Here is a 23,714-nt window from a genome sequence, read left to right on the forward strand (position 1 = left end):
TTGTTATATTTGATTTGCATAAAATTTTCTTTTATGAAACAAAAAGGACCTGTAACCTAACCAAATAATAACCGATGAAATTAATTAAAATTCTGCCTTTTCTGTTGCTGCTGTTTTTATTCAGCTGTGGTAAACTTTCAACAACACCCGAAGATAAAAAATCTGTCGACGAAATTCTCAAATTTTATGGAGGCCATGCTGAAATGTTAAAAGGAGTGCAAACGTTGAATGGGAAATCCAGCGATTTTTTTGAAGTGGAGGTTAAAGATAGTAAGCTCATCAATAGTCAGCCTCAAAGAGCGATCTCCAATGCCGCCAATATTGCATTTATAGTTTTTCAGAATCAGAAACCTGGAGAATATGATGTTATTAAAACAAAATTACTTTTATCTGATGGTGCAAGTTTTACAAAATCATTCACCCAAAAAGAACTGCAGGAAGTAAAAAATATATATCCGGAAGTAGAAAAGGTGAATTCATTTCTACTCAAAAAAGATTACAGCGGAATTCTTGAAATGTTTGATCCTAAATTTAAACCTAAGGAGAAAGTGGCAAAAGAGGTCCTTTCCAGAATGGATTCTATAGCAGGACCAATTAAAAAAACACAGTTCCAGGGATTTGAATTCATTGAAGATTCCAATTTGGGACATATTGTTGTAATAAGAGAAGTAGGAGTGAGAGACAAAGTTTTTCCTTTTATTAATATGGCATTCGACAGAAAGACAAAAAAACTTTTGAATATTGAGTTTCCATAAAAATACAACAGATCAACATTTAAAAATAAAAGGCCGTTCTATGTGAACAGCCTTTCTTTTTATAGATTCATAAACAATTTCGGATTAATCGGAGTATTGTTTTTGTGTACTTCATAATGAAGATGAGGACCTGTAGAACGTCCTGAATTTCCGGATTTAGCAATCACCTGACCTACTTTTACTTTATCATTTACTTTAGATACAAGCTGTGATAAGTGCCCGTAGAGTGTAGCCAGCCCGTTTCCGTGAGAAACAATTACGCAGTTTCCATAGCCTCCTTTCTGTCCGGAAAAAATGATTGTTCCGGCAGCAGCAGCTCTTACATCAGAACCATAGGCAACGGCAATGTCCAGTCCTTTGTGGAATTGCATCTGGTCAGCTTCAGCAGGCGGATTGTTTTTTTCAGCAGTGGCCGTTTTGGTTGTTGTCGTTCCGGCAACAGTTTTTATAGTGGAAGGAGCAGAGGTTGCAGCCACAGGAGCAGCTTTTGGTGTAACCATCACCTTTACTTCTCTTTTATTTCCATAGCTGTCAGTAAGCTCTATAATTTTCTCAACAGGTTCAGCTTTTACTTCAGGTTTTGGAGTTGCAGCAACTACCGGTTTCGCTTCTGCTGCAGTACTGGTTTTTACCGATGCAAAAACAGTTTTGAATGGGATAGGATTTTTTCTCACTCCGAAATTAGAGGAGATATATCCGTCTGTAGGCATACCTAGTGGAACCTGCATCAGTTTTTTCTGAAGGTCCATCAGATACTGGCTGTATCGGTTTGCCTGTTTGGAAAGATAAATAGAATTTGAAATACTGTCCTGGTTGAGCATCATCAGCTTTTCGTTGGTAATGTCTTTGGACTTCAGGAAGGAGTTGAGCTGAGCAACTGTCTGATCTACGAGCGTAAGATCAGTTTTCATTTTTAGATAATCTACACTGTCTTTTTCAGTGTTTATTTTTACAAGATTGACTTCGTAGGTTTTGTCGTCTCTTTCAGAAAAGAGCTTCGCAATGAAGACACCCTGTGCAAAAACTACTAGCAAAAGTCCTCCCAGGAGAATGTTTACGTTCTTCTTGCTGCTTAGAAATTTTTTCATATTTCTTCTCTTAGTAAATTTAAAACGGTTTTGAAGCTGCAAATTTAATTAAAAATAAGCTTTGAGGGTTATTTTTAATTAAAATTCAGTTTTTTCTGTATTTAACGGTTAATTAGCTGTTTAATTGTGTTGAAGTGTTAATTTTTTCAGAAAATGGTGTTTATCATAGTTTCAAAGCCTTCGTTACGTCTTTGTTTTAATATCTTTGCAGTTCACATTCCAATTATGGCTAAAAAGAAAATTATTTCAGAATCTTCGAATCCAAAAAAGAATAAAAAGGATATTTCTGTAGGAGTTGTAGGGAGCGGAAGTTTTGCAACCGCTATCGTAAAAATGCTTGTTGAAAACTGTAAAGTTGTACACTGGTGCGTAAGAAATGAATTTGTAAAAGGAGCCATCGAGCTTCGTGGACACAACCCGACTTACCTTACAGCTGCTCACTTTAATCTGAAAAGCTTAAAATTAACAACAGATATCAACGAACTGGTTTCTGCCTGTGACGTTATTGTTCTGGCAACCCCGTCTATTTACCTGTCTGATACACTGGATAAAATGACCTGTGATTATTCAGATAAGATTTTTATCTCTGCAATTAAAGGGATTATTCCTAAAGTAAATGATGTAGTAGCCCATTATCTGCGTTATGAATTTAAAATCGGGTTCAGAAATCAGGCGGTTATTGCAGGACCTTGTCATGCGGAAGAAGTAGCAATGGAAAGACTTTCTTACCTTACCATTGCGGCAGTAGAAGATGAAACGGCTGAAAAACTTGAAGGAATTTTCAGTTCAGACTTTATTAAGGTGCATACAAGTAAAGATATTTTAGGAAATGAATACAGTGCCATTCTTAAAAATATTTTTGCGATAGGAGCGGGAATAGCAAGTGGTTTAGGGTATGGAGATAACTTTACCGCTGTTTTTGTTTCCAATGCAATCCGTGAAATGGAAGCTTTCCTGGAGGCAATCTATGAAGCCCCGAGAGATGTGAATGAAAGTGCTTATCTAGGCGACCTTCTGGTGACTGCTTATTCACTTTTCTCAAGAAACAGAAACCTTGGAAATCTTATTGGAAAAGGATATACTGTGAGATCTGCAATTCAATCTATGAATATGGTAGCGGAAGGATACTATGCAGCAGATTCTATTTATAAAACTGCGAAACAGAAAAATCTTAAACTGCCAATTATAGATACCATATACGCCATTCTTTATGAAGGTAAAAATGCTGAAAAACAGTTTAAAAAACTGACGGCAAAATTGAATTAAAAAGACAGAGCTTTATTGCTAAACCCCTGTTTGCAAAATAAAATTAATCGAAACTTAAGCATTTCAATGCTTAAGTTTTTTTGTACTCATTCTGATAATCCCCGAGATCATAATGATCTGATATTATCAATCATTTCAATGATGTTTTATTGAAATTTTCCATGGCTTTTTGTTGTGTACTCAAGAAGTATTTCCACAGCAAAAATTAACGTGTTAAAATCGTTAAACGCGTTCCGGTTTTTAAAACTTTTCCCGAAATTTGAAGTAAAATTTAAAATTATGTCACAATCGCTTACAAGCAGAACACCGAAACCTAAATATGACGTTGTACTGATAGGCGGCGGAATCATGAGCGCCACTTTAGCAACGCTGCTTCATGAATTTGATCCAAATCTTGAAATCGCAATCTTCGAAAGACTCGGAAGATTTGCCAAAGAAAGTACAGCAGCGTGGAACAACGCCGGAACAGGGCACTCTGCTTTTTGTGAGCTAAATTATACTCCGGAAAAACCAGACGGGTCTATTGATATCACCAAGGCAGAAAGTATTGCAGAACAGTTTGAAATTTCAAAACAATTCTGGGCCTATCTGCTCACCAAGGGCTATATTCATGAGCCAAAAGAATTTATTAATTCCTGCCCGCATATGAGTTTGGTATTCGGGGAAAAAGATGCTGAATATCTTAAAAAGCGCCATGATAAAATGGCAGAATCTGTTCTATTCTCAGGAATGGAATTTTCTACAGATCATGAGAAACTGAGAGAATGGATTCCTTTGGTTATGAGCAAAAGAAATCAGTCTGAAGTAATGGCAGCAACGAAGATGGACATGGGGACGGATGTGAACTTCGGAACACTGACAAGAAAAATGGGAAGACATCTTCTGGAAGATTCCAATGTAGAGGTTTTCTTATATCACGAAGTGAAAGATATTGATGCAAGAGAAGACGGGAAATGGGAAATGAAGGTTAAAGACAGGATCAACAGCCAAAAACAGGAAGTGGTGGCAGACTTTGTTTTCATTGGAGCCGGAGGATACGCACTTCCGTTATTAGATAGTTCGGATATTAAAGAAAGTGAAGGCTATGGAGGTTTCCCGGTTTCCGGACAGTGGCTGGTAAGCCATAACCAGGAATTGGTAGAAAAACATCAGGCTAAAGTATATACGCAGGCTACGGTAGATGCACCTCCAATGTCTGTTCCTCACCTTGATCTTAGAATTATTGATGGTAAAAAAGCTCTTCTATTCGGACCTTTTGCAGGATTCTCCACCAAATTTCTGAGAGAAGGAAGTTATCTTGATCTTCCCGAAAGTGTAAACACCAAAAACCTGAAATCACTTTTTGGAGCATGGTGGCATAATATTCCTCTGACGAAATACCTTATCCAGCAAGTTGCAATGACGAAATCTCAGAGAATGCAGCATTTAAGAGAATTTGTAAAAGATGCCAAAGAAGACGACTGGGAACTGAAAGTAGCAGGCCAGAGGGTTCAGGTCATCAAGAAAGATGAAAAAGAAGGGGGAAAACTGGAGTTCGGAACTGAAGTGGTAGTGAATAAGAGCGGCACTATTGCTTCTCTGCTGGGAGCTTCACCAGGTGCGTCTACAGCAGTATATGCTATGTTGAACGTGCTGGAAAAATGCTTCCCGGAAAAACTTCATGGCGAATGGAAAGGGAAACTGCTGGAAATGGTTCCTTCCTATGGACAAAAACTGGCTGAAAATCCTGAACTGACCAATGAGGTGAGAAATTATACAAAAGAAAAATTAGAATTAGAATATTAACATCAGTGATGAACAATGAGTAGTAGCCGCTATTACTCATTGTTCATCACTCATTATTTATAGAAGGTGGAAGAAGTAATTGTAAAACCTGTTATTGCAAAGGAAATCCTGGAATCTCTTCAGGCAAAAACAGAAGAGGAAAAACAGGTGATTGTACACTGTTGTTTTCCGGCATCACCGTTTTTGGGAAACCTGATCAGGATCTGGCATTCGACCTATCTTTTTGACAACCAGTCTGAGCATAGAAGCAAATTGATTCATGCAGAAAATATTTCAATTTCTCCCTATTGGACAGCGGTTCCTTTTATGAAAGATTTTTGGTTTACCCTGATATTTTCCGGGCTTCCGAAAGACTGTAAAAGTTTTGATTTAAAAGAAGTAATTCCTGAAGAAGGCGGCTTTTTTGTAGAATCAATCAAAAGAAATTCTTCTGATGTGTATCGGGTAAAAATATCAGAATCCTAATAAAAATGAAAATAAGGGAAGAAAAACTGGAACAGATTATTCATTGGGCTGAAAACAATCCTGACATCCGTGCTGTTCTTCTGACCAGTTCATTGGTAAACCCGTATGCTCCTGTAGATGATTTAAGCGACCTTGATGTAGAACTTGTTTTTGAAAACAGGGCATCTTATGAACACAGAAATGAATGGATCAGGCTTTTTGGTGATCCTATTTCTATGATTGAAGAAGATGACAGTGTTTTTGAGGGAAAACATGCCATGAAAATGGTTCTGTATAGAGATCATGTGAAAGTTGACTTTAAGCTGTATCAGGTATCAGAATTTATTGAAGAAATCAATGAAGAAACTCTTCCTGAAGATTGGGATGTAGGATATCAGGTTTTAATAGATAAAGATCATCTTACAAAAAATCTGAAACCGGCTACGTACCAGTCTATCATGATACATCAGCCCACAGAAAAAGAATTTCAGCAGCTGTTCAATGATTTCTGGTGGGATATTACCTATGTGGCAAAATGCCTTAAACGCGGTGATATTTTTTATGCCAAATTTATGTCTGAAAATGTACTGCGTACAGATTACCTTGTTCCTTTGATAGAATGGTATATTGGTGCAAATCATGATTGGAATAATATAACAGCCAATAAACACGGAAGGCTCTTCAAAAAATATCTTCCCTCAGACCTATGGAATAAAGTGGAAGACACTTTCTCTGGAAATAATATTGAAGAAAACTGGAAAGCCCTATTCGCCTTTGCTGATCTGGTACATGAACTGGGAACTTCTTTGGTCGAAAAACTTCATTTTATCTATCCGGTAAAACTGGAAGATGATATCCGAAACTATCTTACAGAAATACAATCAATGCCTTAATTTCAGACAAATTCATTCTGTTTGATGAGATTTTCAATACAGTATTCAGCAATGGCTGTAATGGTTACAAAGGGATTAACACCAATAGTTCCGGGAATCAGCGATCCGTCCAGAACATATAGGTTTTCATGATCTTTTAGCTTTCCAAATTCATTGGTAGCTTCACCCAAAACACATCCTCCAAGCGGATGATAGCAGATATCAGCCCCAAAACCATTATTGAAAAGCAAATGACTTCTGGTTCCGCCATTAGCCTTATTCATTTTCCGGATAAAATATTGAGCATTTTCTCTCATTTTAACAGTGTTGCTTTCGTCCCAGTTCAAAGTCAGGGATTGGCTGGCTTTATTGTAAGCAACTTCCCCTTTTTTATCAACTCTGTTGATCAGCAGATATAAAGCGGTAGCAACGTCCATTCCCATTGGTAAAGGGGCAATTTCTGTGAAAAACGGATGTTCCGGATCCTCCCAGTTGTCAATTCCACCTACCGGAATAGTAGACTGCTTGGCTCCTGTACCTCCTGATAAAGGTTTTACCCAGTTTCTTCCGGTCATAAAATTTCCGTTGTTCCCCCATTTTTTCCCGATCTTTTCATGAACAGGAAAATTGTTTTCTGCATTAGATTGTAACAGAAGCTGTAAAGTTCCCATTGTTCCTGCAGAAAGAATCAACTTTTTACAGTTAAAAACTTTGTCAGCAACCAAAATTCCCGAAGTATCAATCTGTTGGACATTTAATGTATAGCTTTTATCATCATTGAGTTTTATTGTTTGGACACGATGGAGGTCAAGGATTTCTAAGTTTCCGGTTTCCAGTGCTTTTCTGAGATAGGTTTTATCCAAACTGTTTTTTCCATAATTGTTGCCATAGATAACCTCGGTATTAAGAGCAGAACGGGGCACCTCATTCCGGAATTCTTTTTCCATATACTTAAAATCATACACATTTGGAACTCTCATAGTTTTAAAACCAGCTTTATGGGCCTCTTCTTCACCTACCCGCGTGAATTTATAATAAGGACAGTCTTTCAGAAACTGCTCGTCAATCACATTTACTTTGAGTTCTTCCCGTACCAAAGGAAAGTAATGACTGTAAAACTTTTCAGTATCAAGATCAGGAAAAACTTCTTTGAAATAACTTTCTTTGGGAGTAACAGCCATTCCTCCGTTCACAAGAGAACCTCCGCCAACACCTCTTCCTACCCAGATATTGATATGATCAAAATCCAGACGGTCTAATATCCCGGTAAAAGGAGTCAAAGAAAAAATATTCATGAAAGGTGCAATGCTTTTCTTTTTCAGCCATGCCGAACTTTTTCCCGGTTTCAGCAGATTGGAAAATGGGATTCCTGCTTTTTCCCAGTTAAGACCCATTTCAAGCATCACTACTTTTTTCCCAGCTTCACAAAGACGTAATGCAGATACAGCTCCTCCGTACCCGCTGCCAATAATTACAATAGGAACATCTGTATTTTCTTTTATCTGGCTGTTTTTTCTTTCCGCAGCCTGGAATAATTCAGATTGAAGAAAGTAGAAACCTGATATGGCCAATGCACTGGTCCTGATGAAATTTTTTCTGTCCATGAGCTTTGGTTTCCAAAAAGTATGCTAGATCAGCAGGCGCTTATTTTATTTAAAACAGATTATGTTTTTTTATTAGAATTTTAACTTTTGTTGTTCCGAAAATTCATAGTTTTACTTATAATTTTACATGCATGAAAAAATATATAGTACTCTTTTTACTCCTTCCATTATGGGCTTTTTCTCAGAAAACAGTTTCAAAGGAAGAGAAAGATGTTCAGAAATTTCAGAAAGAACTTAATGCTGAATATCTCAATCCAAAAGAGACTCCATTAAGGGGAGATAACTTTAAAAACTTTAAAGGACACCCTTTCTTTCCTTTTGATGCCAAATACAGAGTAAAGGCAAAATTTGTTAAATCAAAAGATACAAAACCCTTTGAACTTCCCACTTCTTCAGGAAAAACAAAGACGTATCAGGAGTATGGGAAAGCCACTTTTATGCTGGATGATAAACCCTATACGGTTACTTTGTATCAAAGCCTGGCTTTGATTAAGCAAGATAAATTTAAAGACTATCTTTTTCTTCCATTCCGCGATGCTACCAATGAAAAGGAAACTTATGGAGGAGGAAAATATATGGATCTGAAAATTCCGAAAGGAAATACCATCGTGCTTGATTTTAATCAGTCCTATCATCCTTTTTGCGCTTATAATGCTTACGATTACAATTGCCCTATTGTCCCCGAGGAAAATAAACTTCCTGTGGAAATCCGGGCAGGAGTAATGTATGAAGATATCTATCATCACTAATATTATGATACATTTAGAATTCTTTAAACCAGAAGACCTTTCCGAATTAAGTTATGCTCTGGATGAAACCCAGATGAGGTTTACAGCGACTGCTCAACAGGCTTTACAAAGCATCAGTGAACGGGATGATAATGACGCATTTCCGGTGACAATATTTGAAAATGATATACCTGTAGGTTTTTTTGTACTTGATTTTGGAAAAGATAAATTTGAACTTACCAATAACGAAACATCTGTTTTGCTGCGTTCCTTATCTGTAAATCCGCAAATGCAGGGAAAAGGAATAGGAAAAATGGCTATGCTGGAGGCAGGGAATTTTGTAAAGAACCACTTCAGGGATTGCAATGAAATTGTATTGGCAGTAAACCAACAAAACAATTCTGCTTACCATATTTATCTTAAGGCAGGATATATTTTTGATGGTAAAACCAGAATCGGAAGGAGCGGACCTCAATACCTGATGTATAAAAAACTTTAATAAAATTTTAAAATCATAATTTTTTATCTGCTGATATCTTTCCATAACTTTGAGTAACATCAAATTACAAAACATGGAAATATCACTTCGAAATCAGGTTGCTGTGGTTACAGGAGCCTCCAGTGGAATAGGTTCAGGAATTGCAAAATCATTAGCAGCCGCAGGAGCGACAGTTATTGTTAATCATTCTTCGGAAAGATCTACAGAAGAAGCTAAAGCTGTTTTGAAAGAAATTACTGATGCCGGAGGAAAAGGGATGACCTACGCATGTGATGTCTCCAAAGAAGATCAGGTAGTCAAAATGTTTCAGGATGTTGTTTCCGAATTTCAAACTGTAGATATTCTGGTGAATAATGCAGGCATTCAAAAGGATGCGAAATTTACGGACATGACTGTTGACCAATGGAATGCTGTCATAGGTGTCAATCTTACGGGGCAGTTTCTATGTGCCAGAGAAGCCATTAAAGAATTTCTACGGAGGGGAATAGACCCTTCACGTTCTGTTGCTTGTGGAAAAATTATTCATATCAGTTCTGTACACGAAATCATACCGTGGGCGGGGCATGCCAATTATGCATCCAGTAAAGGTGCTATCAGGATGTTGATGCAAACACTTGCTCAGGAATATGGTGCAGACAAAATCAGGGTCAATTCTATTTGTCCGGGAGCTATTCAGACTCCTATTAATCAAAATGCATGGAATACTCCTGAAGCACTCAATTCTCTTCTTACTCTTATTCCTTATAACAGAATCGGACAGCCGCAGGATATCGGGAATTTAGCAGCCTTTATTGCCAGTGATCTCGCTGATTATATTACGGGAACCAGCATCTTCGTTGATGGTGGAATGACTACGTTTGAGAGTTTTTCTACAGGTGGATAGTATCGTTCAATGTTCAAGGTTTATAGTTTAAAGTTTTGAGCTTATTGTCATTATACGTGAATATATTTTACAATTGTACAAAACAATCTTATTTATGTCAGAAAAACAGAGAATTTCAGATATTTCGTGGAAAAAATGGGGTCCTTATGTAAGTAACCGGGAATGGGGGCTTGTTCGTGAAGATTACAGTGAAAACGGAGATGCCTGGAATTACACCAGCCATGATACGGCAGAAGCCAAAACATACCGTTGGGGTGAGGAAGGCATATGCGGAATCTGTGATGACCTTCAGAAGCTTGTATTCTCTGTTGGATTCTGGAATAAAAAAGATAAAATAGTGAAAGAACGGTTCTTTGGATTGACCAACGGCCAGGGAAATCACGGTGAAGATGTAAAAGAATATTTTTATTACCTGGATTCTACACCTACCCACTCTTACATGAAAATGCTGTATAAATATCCTCAAAATACTTTTCCATATGAAGATCTTGTGAAAACAAATGCAGCAAGAAGTAAAGATGAAACGGAGTATGAACTGATTGATACCGGAATTTTTGATCACAATGAATATTTTGACATCTTTATCGAATATGCAAAGGAAAGTCAGAATGATATTCTGGTCAGACTAACGATTGTCAACAAATCTGAAAAAGAAGCACCTCTTGTAATATTACCAACAGTTTGGTTCCGGAACACCTGGAATTGGGGATACGATGAATATGAACCACAATTGTATGCTGAAGATGCAGACCGCATTAAAGTGAACCATCAGGATCTTGACATCAAAAATGTGTATGCAAAACAATCTTTGAAGACCTTGTTTTGTAACAATGAAACCAATAATGAAAGACTCTACCAGTCACAAAATGAATCAAAGTTCTGCAAAGACGGGATCAATAATTTTGTAATGACAGGTAATTCTCAGTCAGTGAATCCAAAAAATGTCGGAACAAAAGCTTCTTTTTTTATTGATGAAGATTTCAAAGCCGGGGAATCCAGAATATTTGAATTCAGAATATCAGATAAGGACTTACGAGAGCCATTCGGTGATTTTGATGATCTTTTTAATCAAAGACAAAAAGAAGCAGACGAATTTTATGCTGAAATCCAGAAAGGAATTGCTTCGGAAGATGAAAAACTGGTGCAAAGGCAGGCTTTTGCTGGAATGTTGTGGAATAAAATGTTTTACCATTACAATGTTGAAAAATGGCTGAAAGGTGATCCGGCTGAAATGCCTCCTCCAAAGTCCCGGGAAAAAATAAGAAACTACGACTGGAAGCATCTTAATAATGAACATATTATTTCCATGCCGGATAAATGGGAATATCCGTGGTATGCCACCTGGGATCTGGCATTTCATACCATCAGTTTTTCTTTGATAGATCCTGATTTTGCAAAGCATCAGCTGAAACTTTTCCTGTTTGAATGGTATATGCATCCCAACGGGCAGCTTCCCGCCTACGAATGGAACTTTAGCGATGTGAATCCTCCGGTACATGCCTGGGCTGTTTTCAGAGTATTTAAAATTGATGAATATTTAAAAGATAAACCCGACCTTGAATTTTTGGAAAGTGCTTTCCAGAAACTGTTGATGAATTTCACCTGGTGGGTCAATAAAAAAGATACCAACGGCAACAATATATTTGAAGGAGGTTTCTTAGGGCTTGATAATATTGGTGTTTTCGACCGGAATGCTGTTTTACCCAACGGAGAACAGCTGGAGCAGTCGGATGGAACGAGCTGGATGGCTATGTTTGCCCTGAACATGATGCGGATTGCCTTAGAACTGGCACTTTACAATAATGTGTATGAAGAAATGGCAATGAAATTTTTTGAACACTTCCTGTCGATTGCCAATTCACTGGATAATATGGGCGATGAAGAATTCAGTTTGTGGGACGAAAAAGATGAGTTTTTCTATGATGCCATAGCTTCTAATGACGGAACTCATATGTATTTAAGATTAAGGACCATTGTAGGACTGATCCCTATGTTTGCCGTTGAGGTTATAGATGATGAAATGATTGAAAATCTTCCCAATTTTAAGAAAAGGATGAAATGGATACTGGATAATAAACCTGAACTGGCTTCGCTGGTTTCAAGGTGGGAAGTCAAAGGCCAGGATTCCAAACACCTTTTGTCTTTACTTCGTGGACACCGTTTGAAAAGATTGTTAAGCAGAATGCTGAACCCGGATGAATTTTTAAGTGATTATGGAGTAAGAGCGTTATCAAAAGAATATGAAAATAATCCTTATACTTTAACTCTGAATGAAACGGATTATAGCGTGAAATATACACCTGCAGAAAGTGACAGCGGGCTGTTTGGAGGCAACAGCAACTGGCGCGGCCCTATATGGTTTCCTATCAATTTTCTGATTATTGACAGCCTTCAGCGCTTTTTCTTCTATTACAGTCCTGATTTTTTAGTTGAATATCCTACAGGAAGTGGGAATTACTTAAACCTTGACCAGATAGCAGATGCTTTAAATAAACGGCTTGCAAAGATTTTTTTAATGGATGAAAATGGGAAAAGACCTGTTCATGGGCAGTATGAAAGATTTCAGACCGATCCGGACTTTAAAGATTATATCTTGTTCTATGAATATTTTCATGGGGACAATGGCCGTGGAGTAGGAGCTTCTCACCAGACAGGCTGGACGGGACTTATTGCCAAGATCCTGCAGCCAAGATTCTCTAAAAAAGAAATTGCAGAATCTGAAACTGAAATGCCTGAAGATATTGAAAAAACAAAAGAACAGTAAAAGCAATCTGTCAATCATGAATTTGCCTATTCAAATATCTGTTGGATAATTTCCAGTGAAGCAGGCGTTTTGAAGTCTGTGATATGATAATGATAGTACACCAGAAGGCTGTCCAGGAAATCTTTTCTTAGTGAAGAATGGATTTTTGTAGCATACAGGTTTTCTGCACAAAGTGCTTCTTTCCATAATGTGGAAATTTCTTCATTGAATTGCTGATGACTGATTCCTAAAGAAAATGTTCCGGTTTCCGGATCTAAAAACTTACCATCACCCAACAGTGGAGCAACCCCCTGAATTTTTAAAACAGCCAGTAAAAAAAGCAGATGTGCCTGATAATTTCTGTTTGTCAGTTCATTGATAAAATGATTAATACTGGCATAGATAGGGATATTCTTATCCTCATATTTAAGAATATGGCTCAGGAAATCTGAAACAAAGAAAATGACGGTATTGACTCTTATATCCGTATAAATATCATTGTTTTTTACCAGTTCAAATTTTGAAACAGTTGGTATACCATTGCCGCGGGGCGGATTTATTGAAAAATTAAGCTGGTTCAGTGGCTGCAGCAGGGCTTTCTTTTTGTTCTTTTTAGAATAAATTCCTTTTAGAAAATAGCTTTGAAAACCCTCTTCTTCAGTAAAACAATGCAATACAGCATCATTTTCCCCATATTTTATAAACGAAAGTAAAAAACCGTTTTGTGAATTCATTAATTAGTTGACTACTCCTATTTTGGCTGTAGCTTTATCAGACCCATCTTCATTGGTCATCAGGACAAAGTACATTCCTGATGCTACTCTTACCCCTTTCTGGTTATTAAGATCCCATTCATAATAACCTCCTCTTGCCACCGCAGAATGTACAACATTTCCTGCTGCATCTACAATTCTTATATTCGTTTTTTCTGCAAGACCTTTAAGGGTTACTTTTCCTTTAAAATTAGAATACACAACAGGGTTAGGATATACCACAACATCACCGAAATTGGAAGTTACATCAGCAACATCACCCTGATATGTTACAATACCATTATACGTTACAAAATATACTTTCCCGGTTTTCTTATCAACTTTTATATCTGTAACGCTGTTTGTAGGAAGAGGTGAATTCTCTTTAGTAAAATGTTTTATTGTTTTCTGGCCGTCAGCAGAGAGATAATATACACCACCGCCATCAATGGATACCCATTTGTAATTTCCTTCATCTACTGCAATCTGAAGAATAGCTGATTCTCTGAAAAGCTCTTCACCCAGCCCGTTTTGTTCTATTACTATAGGTTCTACTTCAGGCTGTGGTTTTTTTATTTCGGACGCAGCATCAGGCATAATCCTTAGACCTCCGTCTGTGCCGATCCATGCATCTCCGGACTTATCAAATGCTACAGATAAGATCCCTCCTGAACTATTAAATCCATTAGCAGAACCAAGAATATAATCTGTATCATCGGAAAGGTTAGTCGCATTTTTATAGTCATATACCCAAAAGTTATTAGATCTCGGTAGTGGAGTCCATAACATATTTTCATGGAAAACAGTCTTTTGTATACCATCACTGGCAAGAACGATTTTCTTGATGATAAAATCATCAGCGGCTTTATCATAGATTCCCATGGAAGGGTTTCCGTCATTAAATCCAAAAGAAACAAAAAGATTATTCTGAGTATCTGTAGCAAAACCTACAGGACGTCTGTAGTAAGGCTGCGCGCCAAGATTATAATATTTTACCAGTTCAAAATCTTTGCTTGTGGCATTATATTTCATTCTGTAAACTCCATTATTCAACATCGTATAATTGGTGAATAGCACTTCATTATTGTTGTAAGGACTTATTATAGCATCCAGAACATTAACAAAGGTTGGAGGATTTTTCACAAAGAATGAAGGGTAAATCCATTCTGTACCATTGAAATAATAAAAACCTGGACCTTGCGGAAGAATAACCGGGTGGTTGTAATTATTTGCTCTGGCGCCAGAGGAAACCAAAAGTTGATTATTATCGAAAAGGTTAATATTATATGCAAAATTGAAGTAAGGGCCTGATGGTTTAAAAGTATTGTTACTTTCATCCTTGATCCCTGATAATACGGTTCCTCCGAAGATTTTTCCACCAGCTGTTAGGGCAGTATTACATTCTTCACCAAGGCTTACCGCATTTTGGGATACTCCATTAATACCATAAGTATATACTCTGTTATCAGTAACTATAATGCTATTGGGAGTAATGACAACATCCCGTATTTTTTCAAAAGTAGTAGGAAGTTGTGTTGGAGTTCCGTTGTTATAAATATAAGCTGCTGTTGCCGTTGAGAAAACCAGTTCTGATTCTGAATCTATATGTTTGAAAGCTCCTGGTGCTTCTGTAGTCCAGGTAGAATATACCGGAAAAGTAGTATTCATTTGATGGCTTTTCAACCCTGTATCAGTTACTGAATATACTTTATTCCCAAATATGGTAGCTTCATTACTGGCTTCATAAACCCCGCCATTCAGGAAAAACGTAGAGTCTCCAAATTCTTTATTATTCAGATTAAATATGGAAAGTCCATAGCCTACAGAAATGACAGCCTGATTTCCGGTTATCGAAATATGATTGATTTTTTTATTTCCGTTATAGCCGGTAGCAATAGGAATATCAACAATATATTTGACTTCCTGTGGGGTGATAACATCCATGGAACCATTTTCATACCCAATAAGTCCTGTTTTAGTCTGTGGGTTATAATCGAAGGCTGTTATTCCAATATTATGCAGGCCATTGGCCTTTGACAACTTCGTAATTTCTCCTGTTGATATTGTATAATAGAAAATTCCGTTTTCTGTAGCAGCAATAATTTTCCCATTGTCTTCTTTCATAGCTAAGACTTTGTTATAGGAAAATAAATCTGCCCATTTTTTTGATGAAATAACCTGCGCTTTTGTAAACTGCAGGGATGCTAAAATACCAAGAGAAATTATAGAGAGTTTTTTCATATTATGCGGTTATGCTGCTGTCTATTACCTGATTATTCCAGGAAATATGCTGTACGTTTTTGTTTGTATCAAAATAAAAATCTATTCTACCCAAAAGAAGACCTGCCCATCCTACCTGATTGACAAGAACGTTTTTGCCCTGTCTGTTGGTATAAGATTGAGGTTCCGGTAAGAATGTATGAGTATGGCCTCCCAGGATAATATCAATATTCTCTGTATTGGCCGCTAAAATTTTGTCGCTTATTTTATTCGGTTCATCTTTATAATCGTAACCAATATGTGAAAGACAGATCACCAGATCACATTTCTGATCTTTTTTCAGGTAATTTGAATAATGTTGTGCTACATCAATCGGATTGGAATAAACGGTTTCTCCATACTGTTTTTTACCTACAAGGCCGTCCAGTTGAATTCCCACTCCGAAAATTCCTACTTTGATTCCATTCTTGTTAAAGATCTGATATTGGGAAGTTTTCCCGTCAAGAATAGTATTTTTAAAATCATAATTGGAACAGATAAAAGGAAACTTCGCATTAGGAAGTACTTTTAAAAATCCATCAAGACCATTATCAAAATCATGATTTCCCATGGTAGAGGCATCATATTTCATCATGGACATTAATTTAAACTCCAGTTCTCCTCCGAAAAAATTGAAATAAGGAGTTCCCTGGAAAATATCTCCTGAATCAAGAAGAAGCACATTACTTTCCTGATTTCTGATCTGCTGAATTAAGCTTGCCCTTCTTGCAAAACCTCCCTGGTTGGGATTTTTTGTATAGCTTGCATCAAAAGGTTCTATTCTGCTATGCTGGTCATTGGTATGAAGAATAGTCAGTTTATTTGCGGATTTTAGATCAAGAATTTTCAACTCTTCCGCCATCATCATATTGGGAGCTAAAGCCATTGCCAAAGATCCGCCTCCTATTGCTTTTAAAAAACTTTTTCTATCCATTACTTCTTCCCGATAAAATTTAAACGAACATCCGAATTTACTGCTACTTCAGGAGTCTTTTTAAAATAATCGATAAACAAATCTCTCATTTTAATTCCTGTTGAGATTGATTCTCCTTTTGCAAAGAATTTCATATTGTCTCCTCCCAGAGCAAGATAGTCTGACGTGGCAATATAATAGTCTTTAGCCGGATCTACTTCATTTCCGTTGATTAAGGATTTAACGATCTGCCCGTTCTTTGTTTCAATGTATAAATGAGAAACAGGATTGTTGACCTGCGTTTTTGCATAATACTCAAAAAGCCCCTGTAAATCTGCTCCTTTCATTTTTACAATAACTACCTCATTTTCGAAAGGCATTACTTCAAATACATTTTTAAGTAAAATATCACCCTTTCCGATAGTGGTACGGATCCCTCCGATATTGATCAATGCAGCATCTACATTTTGCTTAAGATGAGTTTTTATCCATTCATTACCTCCGTCAAACGTGTAGTCAGCTAAAAGATTACCCAGATTGCTGTTATCGCCCTGCTTTGTAAGATCCACATTTGTGTGAGAAATCTTCTGGTTCATTTCTTTATCCAGTTTTTGCTTATAAGGCTCAATAAATTTTACAACCTCCTCATCATTTTTTAGCTCATTATTAATAGAAATATTTTTCTGGGTCTTTACATCTGCAAGTTGCAGCGTAGAAGCCGTTTTGCATGCTGTAAGGGCTACCAGGGCAATTCCTATTAACAAGAATTTATTTTTCATAATATCTTTTAGTATATGCAAATATAACTATATGTATAATAAAACATTATTATTTATTACAAATTCTTACTGTAAATTATTAAATTTGACAAAAATAATTCTAACAGATGAGCATTTTAAAAGGAGTAGGTGTTGCATTGGTAACGCCCTTTAATGAAGATTTATCCGTTGACTTCGATAGTTTAACAAAACTTGTTGAATACAATATCGAAAACGGAACCAATTATTTGGTAGTATTGGGTACTACGGCAGAAGCCGCAACGCTTTCTGCGGAGGAGAAGAAACAGGTAATTGAGCATATCATTAAGGTGAATAATAAACGTCTTCCTTTGGTTTTGGGAATTGGCGGCAACGATACTCTTGACGTCAAGAAACAGATTGAAGAAGCAGATCTTTCTGCATTTGAAGCAGTACTTTCAGTATCTCCTTATTACAATAAACCGAACCAGGAAGGTCTTTATCAGCACTACAAAGCTTTAGCTTCCACAGGAAAGAATATTATTATTTATAATGTTCCTTCAAGAACCGGGCAGAATGTAGAAGCAGATACTACTCTTCGTCTTGCAAAAGAATTTCCTAATTTATTCCTGATTAAGGAAGCTGCACCCAATATCTTACAGTATTTTGATATTCTGAGAAAAAAACCTGAAGGTTTTTCATTGGTTTCCGGAGATGATGAATATACATTACCGGTAACACTTGCAGGAGGAGATGGTGTGATTTCAGTAATCGGACAGGCATATCCTAAAGAATTTTCTTCCATGGTACAGTTAGCTTTTGAAGGAAAGGTTAAAGAAGCTTACGCAATTCACAATAAGCTGGTAGATATTACCCGTTTGATTTTTGCAGAAGGAAACCCTTGCGGTATTAAAGTAATACTGGCTGAAAAAGGAATCATTAAAAACTTTTTAAGACTTCCTTTAGTAGCTGCTTCAGAAGGTCTTCATGCAAAAATTAAAGCTGAAATGGCAAACATTTAATAATGAATTGAATTTTAATATTGTTTTAAATTCAGCAGTTCATTATTGAAAAATATAAAGGGTGAAAAGTTTAGGCTTTTCACTTTTTTTAATCATATTAATACAATAAATCATGAAATTAAGACAGGCAACAGCTGTGGATATTCCTTTAATTCAGGATCTGGCAAGAAGATCATGGGAAAATGCCTATGCAGACATTCTTTCGAAAGAACAGATGGAATTTATGCTTTCCGAAATGTATTCTGAAACAGAAATCCTGAACCACCTTAAAAATCCTCATTATCACTATTACCTTATTCAGGATGAAAATAATGACTCTTATGAGGGGTTTATCGGATACGAGCATCATTATGAAGAGAAAACCACTAAGCTGCACCGTATTTATCTGGTCCCGGAAAGTAAGGGAAAAGGATTTGGCAAAAAAGCACTTCATTTTCTGCATGAGAAAGTTTCTGAAAACGGAGATGAAAGAATTATTTTGAATGTGAATAAAAATAATTCTGCCCGAAATTTCTACGAGTCCCAAGGATACAAGGTTTATGGGGAAGGTGTTTTTGATATCGGGAATGGATTTGTGATGGATGATTATATGATGAATTTTCTAATTCACTTATGATTGACTTAAAATTTTGTAACTTTATCCTGTAATTCTATAACAAGTGACTTCTTTTTTTGAATGATCTTTGCTTCAGAACCAAATCACTTATAACAATACATTCATATGCTTGGTTTTGAGCTGACACAGCTTTTTATCAGTATATTTTTTTCATCCTTAGTGTTTAAATTCCTGTATTCTTAAATACAGGAGTTTTTGCGTCTATTTGGTAAAAATGAAAATTTTACACCTATTTCACTTTTAAATGAAATAAATTGTTATATTTACTAAATAAAACAGGCTTATATATACTAGGATGAAAATGTATGTTAAATTTGATTTCAATGCCCTTTGCAAGAAGGTATTGGACGAAAAACTTAAAGAACACGGGCTGAAGTACAGATTGCTGAACTTCGGTGAAGTAGAATTTTATGAGCCCCTCACACAAGAACAACACAGTCTTTTTAAGAAAAATCTTGAAGATTATGGTATAGAAATCATAGAAAGTCAAAAGACTGCGTTGGTACAGAAAATAAAAGATGCTATCGTAGAACTGGTCTTTTCTGATGAGATCATACCGGTAAAAGCATCCATATATATTTCTGAGAAACTGAATCACAGCTATGGATATCTTTCCAACCTATTTTCCGAAGTTGCTTATACATCTATTGAGAATTTTATTATTCTGCAAAAGATAGAGCACGCGAAAGCCCTGATCATAAGAAACAAACAAAGCCTTACAGAAATAGCCCATAAGCTGAATTATTCCAGTGTGGCGCATTTGAGCACCCAGTTTAAAAATACAACAGGAATTACTCCCTCCCAATTTCAAAAGATTATTGGAAAACGAAGGAGAGCTCAAAACACGGTAATAAACCCTAAAATGCAGTATGAATAAAGAATTTCTGAACGTAATAGTAGCAGATAACGATGAAAACACTTTGATTTTTTTTAAAAATATTTTGAAAGAGTTGAAAATCTCTATAAAAGTTCAATGCTTCTGTAACGGAAAAGATATGATGCTATATCTTAATAATGATGATGCCGTAGTTCCGGAAATTGTTTTCATCAAATATACTATCCCTGGAAAAGACAGCATGGAATGCCTGGAAGAAATTGAAGCAAATTCAAAATTCAATAACATGGTAACCACCATATTTTCGGAACCGATTCCGGAAAATGAAATTGAAGATATTTTTGTAAAAGGAGCCAATATTTTCATGAAAAAACCTGAGTCTTTTGAGAACCTGAAAAAGGTACTTACAGAAGTTATTACAATCAATTGGCAGTATCATACTTCAGGATTGAATAAAGATAATTTTATTCTAAAAGTGTGATGAATAAAGGGATTGTTAATTTTGTATTAAGAAAATATTAATCGTATTTGATGCATACTATTCACAAATAAGTGAAAATTTTATAACTAATAATTAAAATAATATAAAAAGGATCTGAATTAATATACTGACATTTGTAAAAGTAATCTGAGACACAAATTTCATTATACAGTAAAAGATACAGATGAATGAGAAGTAATTGTTTCTAAAAACAAAAATTATATAAATCACGATGTTAGTTAACAAAATGAATTATACTAATTTTCCAATTTTAAAGCACAGAAGATCTTTAAACAAAACGGTACAATCATGAAAACTCAAAAGTAGTTGGAGATATTTTTATTCGTTTCATTCCCTCATCTCCACCGAAACTCAGTTAGTTTTTATAATAAGCAAGTTGGAAAAAAATAATTCATTTTGTTTTTCATAATTTATTTTAATAGTTAAGGTTTTAGCTTATCCAGATCTTATATTGTTATATAGATATTTTCACACCACATCACAAAATATTAAGCCTTAACTATTAAATAAATTTTTTTGAACATATCAAAGTAATTTCTTCTAAATAACAGTTTTATAAGGGGGCCGCAGGAAGTATTTTCTGCGGTTTTTTTATGAAATTTTACTCCATTTGTTTTTTCCTTTGTAGTATCTGATATAATAGTTTTTGATTATCAGATTATCAGGCCTGGACAGCATTGGATCAGCTTCCAGAATTTTTTCTACCGTATTTTTTGTCGTTTTGATGATCACGGAATCATTAATAAGGTCTAATCTCTTAAAATCTACCACACCACTTTGCTGGGTACCCAGAATATCTCCCGGACCACGAAGCTGCATGTCTACTTCAGAAATTTTAAAGCCATCATTGGTTTCAGTCATGGTCGTGATACGTGTTCTGCTTTCCTTAGACAATTTATCTGAAGTCATCAGGATACAGTAACTCTGTTCAGCACCTCTTCCTACACGTCCTCTCAACTGATGCAGCTGTGAAAGTCCGAACCTTTCCGAACTTTCAATGACCATTACAGAAGCATTGGGGACATTTACTCCTACTTCAATTACTGTAGTTGCCACCATAATTTCAGCTTTTCCCGAAGCGAAATAAGCCATTGCAGCATCTTTCTCATCCGGTTTCATCTTCCCATGAAGCATGGTCACATTGTATTCTGAGAAATAATCCATGACATGTTCCAGACCTTCCACCAGATTTTTGTAATCTAAGGTTTCTGATTCCTCAATTAGCGGATATACAAAATAGACCTGCCGGCCTTTCTTAATTTCATCTTTACAGAAATTATATACATACAGTCTGTCTTTTTCACGTCTGTGAGCAGTAATGATAGGCTTTCTTCCCACGGGCATTTCATCAATAACGGAGACATCCAGATCTGAATAAAAACTCATTGCCAGAGTCCTTGGAATAGGAGTAGCGGTCATCACCAGAATATGAGGCGGAATTTTGTTTTTAGCCCAAAGTTTAGCACGCTGAGCAACTCCAAACCTATGCTGCTCATCAATGATTGCTAATCCCAGATTTTTAAATTTAACCTTATCTTCCAAAACAGCATGTGTTCCTACCAAAATTGAAAGCATACCGTTTTCCAGTTCTTCATGTATAATTCTCCTTTCTGATGCTTTGGTAGAACCCGTCAGAATACGGATATTGATTCCGGTTTTTTCTAAGAGTTCTTTGATCCCGTTATAGTGCTGCTGGGCAAGAATTTCTGTTGGAGCCATCAAACAACTCTGAAAACCGTTGTCCATAGCAATAAGCATGGTTAACAATGCTACCATCGTTTTCCCTGATCCTACATCACCCTGTAAAAGCCTGTTCATCTGAATCGGCCTTTTCATATCAATACGGATTTCCTTTAATACTCTTTTCTGTGCATTGGTAAGCTCAAAAGGAAGGTGCTTTTCATAGAAATCATTGAAATGATCCCCAATAATAGGGAAAGGGTTGCCATGAGACTGTGTTTTATGGTGAAGCTTTTTTAAGCCATACCCTAATTGAAAAAAAAATGATTCTTCAAATTTCAATCTGTAATCAGCCTTATCAAAATGTTCTTTATCTTTTGGAAAATGAATATTCAGAAAAGCATGCTGTCTGGACATGAACTTAAAGGTTTTCATCAGGTATTCCGGAAAATTCTCTTCAATAAGATTTGGAATTTCTTTGCAGATATTTCTCAGTGCATTCTGAAAAAATCTTTGACTTAATCCTCTTTTAGTCAGCTTTTCCGAACTCGGGTAAATAGGTTTAAGTCTTGTATCTCCTTCTTTATTTTCCTCAGCTTCTATTTCCGGATGCGGCATAGAAAACTGACGGTTGAAGACATTAATTTTCCCAAAAATATAAACCTCCTTGTTGATAGGAAGCTGCTCTTTCAGCCATTTTGAATACTGGAACCATACCAGATCCATACTGCCTGTTTCATCATTGAATTTTGCAGATAATCTTTTAGTCTTCCCAGTCTGGATTTCCTGAACATGAGTGATTCTTCCCCTTAATTGTATTTCCTGGCTGCTTTCTTCCTGAAGCTGAGAAACAGTATAAATTTTACTTTTATCTAGATAGCGGATAGGGTAGAAGTTCAGCATATCTTCAACAGTGGTTAGGCCCAATACACTTTTAATGAGTTTGGCTCTTTCCGGACCTATTCCTTTTACGTATTCTATGGAGGTTTCGAGATTCATTTTCAGGTTTCAGGATACGGGTTTTTGAATTTTTTGATCCTTATTTTTTGACAAAAAAAATAAAGATTCGAATTTCGGTAAAATTAAAAAGACTTCCAAAAAATTGGAAGTCTGTATGGTGAATTTTTATAATTAAAACCGAAAATCCGGATCTATACATTAATCTTTGATTTTAGATTTGAACTTTTTCTGGTAGTCTTCCCATTGTTCTCTGGTTTTAATTTTTTTGAACAAATCTTTTGAGATCAGTTCCAGATAGGGCTCCAGTTCTTTGGCCGATAATTCTCCCTGAAGAATGGTGATAGGATCTCCATGTTCATCCAGAAATACAGTACTTGGAACTGCGCCTACATTCATATACTGTGTAAACTCATGCAGTGAATTTTTTCCTTTTCTATGCTCGGTATTAGGGTTTGAAAATGTTCGTCCAAAGATTTCCATACTCTTTTTTTCTTCTGCATTAAACTTTACAGAATAATAATTCTCGTTCAGATTCTGAGCAATCACAGGATGTCCATAAGTTTTTTTGTCCATGATTTTGCATGGGCCACACCAGTCTGCATAAAAATCAATAAGTATTTTTTTAGGATTTTCCTTTTGAGCTTTTAAGGCTTCTTCAATGGTTATCCACTTTACCTGGGCAAAACTAAAATTTAATAAAAATAAGAGTATTATGCTTAAAATTTTCTTCATATTGTGATATTTAGGTAAAAATAAGCATAATTACTTATT

At 36.1% G+C, this 23,714-nt stretch carries 21 protein-coding genes; 13 read left to right on the top strand and 8 right to left on the bottom strand.

The annotated features are described in order from the left end of the window. Positions 1 to 74 precede the first annotated feature (74 nt). On the top strand, positions 75 to 755 hold the full coding sequence (locus tag KIK00_RS19500) for a hypothetical protein (protein WP_255813941.1): 681 nt from the start codon (positions 75 to 77) through the stop codon (positions 753 to 755). 59 nt (positions 756 to 814) lie between these two features. Here the strand turns inward: KIK00_RS19500 and KIK00_RS19505 are convergent, their stop codons facing one another. Continuing rightward, the gene (locus KIK00_RS19505) at positions 815 to 1,843 is read right to left on the bottom strand and encodes a M23 family metallopeptidase (RefSeq protein ID WP_255813942.1); all 1,029 of its coding nucleotides are present in this window, start codon (positions 1,841 to 1,843) and stop codon (positions 815 to 817) included. Between the two features lie 225 nt (positions 1,844 to 2,068). Between KIK00_RS19505 and KIK00_RS19510 the strand changes: the two genes are divergently transcribed. The 4 genes from KIK00_RS19510 to KIK00_RS19525 all read left to right on the top strand — a co-directional run bounded on the left by KIK00_RS19510 (position 2,069) and on the right by KIK00_RS19525 (position 6,231). After that, positions 2,069 to 3,109 carry an NAD(P)H-dependent glycerol-3-phosphate dehydrogenase gene (locus KIK00_RS19510; protein WP_255813943.1) on the top strand — a complete coding sequence of 347 codons (1,041 nt, stop codon included), beginning with the start codon at positions 2,069 to 2,071 and terminating at the stop codon, positions 3,107 to 3,109. A 279-nt stretch (positions 3,110 to 3,388) separates the two neighbouring features. Then, a complete protein-coding gene (mqo, locus tag KIK00_RS19515) occupies positions 3,389 to 4,894 on the top strand; it encodes a malate dehydrogenase (quinone) (protein ID WP_255813944.1) in 1,506 nt (501 codons plus the stop codon). Positions 4,895 to 4,960: 66 nt separating this feature from the next. After that, positions 4,961 to 5,359 (top strand): hypothetical protein, encoded by a 399-nt coding sequence (locus tag KIK00_RS19520; protein ID WP_142719526.1) that lies wholly within the window; start codon positions 4,961 to 4,963, stop codon positions 5,357 to 5,359. A 5-nt stretch (positions 5,360 to 5,364) separates the two neighbouring features. After that, positions 5,365 to 6,231, top strand: a complete 867-nt coding sequence (locus tag KIK00_RS19525) for an AadS family aminoglycoside 6-adenylyltransferase (RefSeq protein WP_255813945.1) — start codon at positions 5,365 to 5,367, stop codon at positions 6,229 to 6,231. Between the two features lie 2 nt (positions 6,232 to 6,233). Here the strand turns inward: KIK00_RS19525 and KIK00_RS19530 are convergent, their stop codons facing one another. Further along, entirely contained in the window at positions 6,234 to 7,814 is a 1,581-nt protein-coding gene (locus KIK00_RS19530; RefSeq protein WP_255813947.1) for a GMC family oxidoreductase N-terminal domain-containing protein, read from the bottom strand. 131 nt (positions 7,815 to 7,945) lie between these two features. Between KIK00_RS19530 and KIK00_RS19535 the strand changes: the two genes are divergently transcribed. From KIK00_RS19535 to KIK00_RS19550, 4 genes are all read left to right on the top strand, one after another. Next, complete coding sequence (locus KIK00_RS19535; RefSeq protein ID WP_255813948.1) at positions 7,946 to 8,563, top strand: DUF1684 domain-containing protein; 618 nt, start codon at positions 7,946 to 7,948, stop codon at positions 8,561 to 8,563. Positions 8,564 to 8,567: 4 nt separating this feature from the next. Beyond that, positions 8,568 to 9,041 (top strand): GNAT family N-acetyltransferase, encoded by a 474-nt coding sequence (locus KIK00_RS19540; RefSeq protein WP_255813949.1) that lies wholly within the window; start codon positions 8,568 to 8,570, stop codon positions 9,039 to 9,041. Between the two features lie 73 nt (positions 9,042 to 9,114). Then, on the top strand, positions 9,115 to 9,924 hold the full coding sequence (locus tag KIK00_RS19545) for a glucose 1-dehydrogenase (protein WP_255813950.1): 810 nt from the start codon (positions 9,115 to 9,117) through the stop codon (positions 9,922 to 9,924). A gap of 94 nt (positions 9,925 to 10,018) precedes the next feature. Then, positions 10,019 to 12,688, top strand: a complete 2,670-nt coding sequence (locus KIK00_RS19550; RefSeq protein ID WP_255813951.1) for a glucosidase — start codon at positions 10,019 to 10,021, stop codon at positions 12,686 to 12,688. A gap of 26 nt (positions 12,689 to 12,714) precedes the next feature. Here the strand turns inward: KIK00_RS19550 and recO are convergent, their stop codons facing one another. Genes recO through KIK00_RS19570 form a run of 4 tightly spaced genes read right to left on the bottom strand, consistent with a single transcriptional unit; the run spans position 12,715 to position 17,370 of the window. Continuing rightward, positions 12,715 to 13,401 carry a DNA repair protein RecO gene (gene recO / locus KIK00_RS19555; RefSeq protein WP_255813952.1) on the bottom strand — a complete coding sequence of 229 codons (687 nt, stop codon included), beginning with the start codon at positions 13,399 to 13,401 and terminating at the stop codon, positions 12,715 to 12,717. A gap of 3 nt (positions 13,402 to 13,404) precedes the next feature. Beyond that, positions 13,405 to 15,660: a T9SS type A sorting domain-containing protein gene (locus KIK00_RS19560; RefSeq protein WP_255813953.1), complete on the bottom strand. Its 2,256-nt coding sequence runs from the start codon at positions 15,658 to 15,660 to the stop codon at positions 13,405 to 13,407. 1 nt (position 15,661) lies between these two features. Then, positions 15,662 to 16,612 carry a bifunctional UDP-sugar hydrolase/5'-nucleotidase gene (locus KIK00_RS19565; protein ID WP_255813954.1) on the bottom strand — a complete coding sequence of 317 codons (951 nt, stop codon included), beginning with the start codon at positions 16,610 to 16,612 and terminating at the stop codon, positions 15,662 to 15,664. Beyond that, the gene (locus KIK00_RS19570) at positions 16,612 to 17,370 is read right to left on the bottom strand and encodes a 5'-nucleotidase C-terminal domain-containing protein (protein WP_255813956.1); all 759 of its coding nucleotides are present in this window, start codon (positions 17,368 to 17,370) and stop codon (positions 16,612 to 16,614) included. The genes KIK00_RS19565 and KIK00_RS19570 overlap by 1 nt, the downstream gene beginning before the upstream one ends. A 107-nt stretch (positions 17,371 to 17,477) precedes the next feature. Between KIK00_RS19570 and dapA the strand changes: the two genes are divergently transcribed. From dapA to KIK00_RS19590, 4 genes are all read left to right on the top strand, one after another. Next, on the top strand, positions 17,478 to 18,350 hold the full coding sequence (gene dapA / locus KIK00_RS19575) for a 4-hydroxy-tetrahydrodipicolinate synthase (protein ID WP_255813957.1): 873 nt from the start codon (positions 17,478 to 17,480) through the stop codon (positions 18,348 to 18,350). A 112-nt stretch (positions 18,351 to 18,462) separates the two neighbouring features. Then, positions 18,463 to 18,966: a GNAT family N-acetyltransferase gene (locus KIK00_RS19580; protein ID WP_255813958.1), complete on the top strand. Its 504-nt coding sequence runs from the start codon at positions 18,463 to 18,465 to the stop codon at positions 18,964 to 18,966. 295 nt (positions 18,967 to 19,261) lie between these two features. Continuing rightward, positions 19,262 to 19,843: an AraC family transcriptional regulator gene (locus KIK00_RS19585; protein WP_255813959.1), complete on the top strand. Its 582-nt coding sequence runs from the start codon at positions 19,262 to 19,264 to the stop codon at positions 19,841 to 19,843. Continuing rightward, complete coding sequence (locus KIK00_RS19590; protein WP_255813960.1) at positions 19,836 to 20,282, top strand: response regulator; 447 nt, start codon at positions 19,836 to 19,838, stop codon at positions 20,280 to 20,282. Before KIK00_RS19585 ends, KIK00_RS19590 begins: the two co-directional genes overlap by 8 nt. 612 nt (positions 20,283 to 20,894) lie before the next feature. On the opposite strand, the gene recG is transcribed toward KIK00_RS19590, so the two are convergent. After that, positions 20,895 to 22,982 carry an ATP-dependent DNA helicase RecG gene (gene recG, locus KIK00_RS19595; RefSeq protein WP_255813961.1) on the bottom strand — a complete coding sequence of 696 codons (2,088 nt, stop codon included), beginning with the start codon at positions 22,980 to 22,982 and terminating at the stop codon, positions 20,895 to 20,897. Positions 22,983 to 23,141: 159 nt separating this feature from the next. Then, the gene (locus KIK00_RS19600; protein ID WP_255813962.1) at positions 23,142 to 23,675 is read right to left on the bottom strand and encodes a thioredoxin fold domain-containing protein; all 534 of its coding nucleotides are present in this window, start codon (positions 23,673 to 23,675) and stop codon (positions 23,142 to 23,144) included. Positions 23,676 to 23,714: the final 39 nt, after the last annotated feature.

Source organism: Chryseobacterium sp. MA9, from assembly GCF_024399315.1.
Classification (GTDB): Bacteria; Bacteroidota; Bacteroidia; order Flavobacteriales; family Weeksellaceae; genus Chryseobacterium.

Excerpts from the sequence above, each read along its gene's own strand:
- KIK00_RS19500 (WP_255813941.1), top strand. The coding sequence starts at position 75 with ATGAAATTAATTAAAATTCTGCCTTTTCTGTTGCTGCTGTTTTTATTC.
- KIK00_RS19505 (WP_255813942.1), bottom strand. The coding sequence starts at position 1,843 with ATGAAAAAATTTCTAAGCAGCAAGAAGAACGTAAACATTCTCCTGGGA.
- KIK00_RS19510 (WP_255813943.1), top strand. The coding sequence starts at position 2,069 with ATGGCTAAAAAGAAAATTATTTCAGAATCTTCGAATCCAAAAAAGAAT.
- mqo (WP_255813944.1), top strand. The coding sequence starts at position 3,389 with ATGTCACAATCGCTTACAAGCAGAACACCGAAACCTAAATATGACGTT.
- KIK00_RS19525 (WP_255813945.1), top strand. The coding sequence starts at position 5,365 with ATGAAAATAAGGGAAGAAAAACTGGAACAGATTATTCATTGGGCTGAA.
- KIK00_RS19530 (WP_255813947.1), bottom strand. The coding sequence starts at position 7,814 with ATGGACAGAAAAAATTTCATCAGGACCAGTGCATTGGCCATATCAGGT.
- KIK00_RS19535 (WP_255813948.1), top strand. The coding sequence starts at position 7,946 with ATGAAAAAATATATAGTACTCTTTTTACTCCTTCCATTATGGGCTTTT.
- KIK00_RS19540 (WP_255813949.1), top strand. The coding sequence starts at position 8,568 with ATGATACATTTAGAATTCTTTAAACCAGAAGACCTTTCCGAATTAAGT.
- KIK00_RS19545 (WP_255813950.1), top strand. The coding sequence starts at position 9,115 with ATGGAAATATCACTTCGAAATCAGGTTGCTGTGGTTACAGGAGCCTCC.
- KIK00_RS19550 (WP_255813951.1), top strand. The coding sequence starts at position 10,019 with ATGTCAGAAAAACAGAGAATTTCAGATATTTCGTGGAAAAAATGGGGT.
- recO (WP_255813952.1), bottom strand. The coding sequence starts at position 13,401 with ATGAATTCACAAAACGGTTTTTTACTTTCGTTTATAAAATATGGGGAA.
- KIK00_RS19560 (WP_255813953.1), bottom strand. The coding sequence starts at position 15,660 with ATGAAAAAACTCTCTATAATTTCTCTTGGTATTTTAGCATCCCTGCAG.
- KIK00_RS19565 (WP_255813954.1), bottom strand. The coding sequence starts at position 16,612 with ATGGATAGAAAAAGTTTTTTAAAAGCAATAGGAGGCGGATCTTTGGCA.
- KIK00_RS19570 (WP_255813956.1), bottom strand. The coding sequence starts at position 17,370 with ATGAAAAATAAATTCTTGTTAATAGGAATTGCCCTGGTAGCCCTTACA.
- dapA (WP_255813957.1), top strand. The coding sequence starts at position 17,478 with ATGAGCATTTTAAAAGGAGTAGGTGTTGCATTGGTAACGCCCTTTAAT.
- KIK00_RS19580 (WP_255813958.1), top strand. The coding sequence starts at position 18,463 with ATGAAATTAAGACAGGCAACAGCTGTGGATATTCCTTTAATTCAGGAT.
- KIK00_RS19585 (WP_255813959.1), top strand. The coding sequence starts at position 19,262 with ATGAAAATGTATGTTAAATTTGATTTCAATGCCCTTTGCAAGAAGGTA.
- KIK00_RS19590 (WP_255813960.1), top strand. The coding sequence starts at position 19,836 with ATGAATAAAGAATTTCTGAACGTAATAGTAGCAGATAACGATGAAAAC.
- recG (WP_255813961.1), bottom strand. The coding sequence starts at position 22,982 with ATGAATCTCGAAACCTCCATAGAATACGTAAAAGGAATAGGTCCGGAA.
- KIK00_RS19600 (WP_255813962.1), bottom strand. The coding sequence starts at position 23,675 with ATGAAGAAAATTTTAAGCATAATACTCTTATTTTTATTAAATTTTAGT.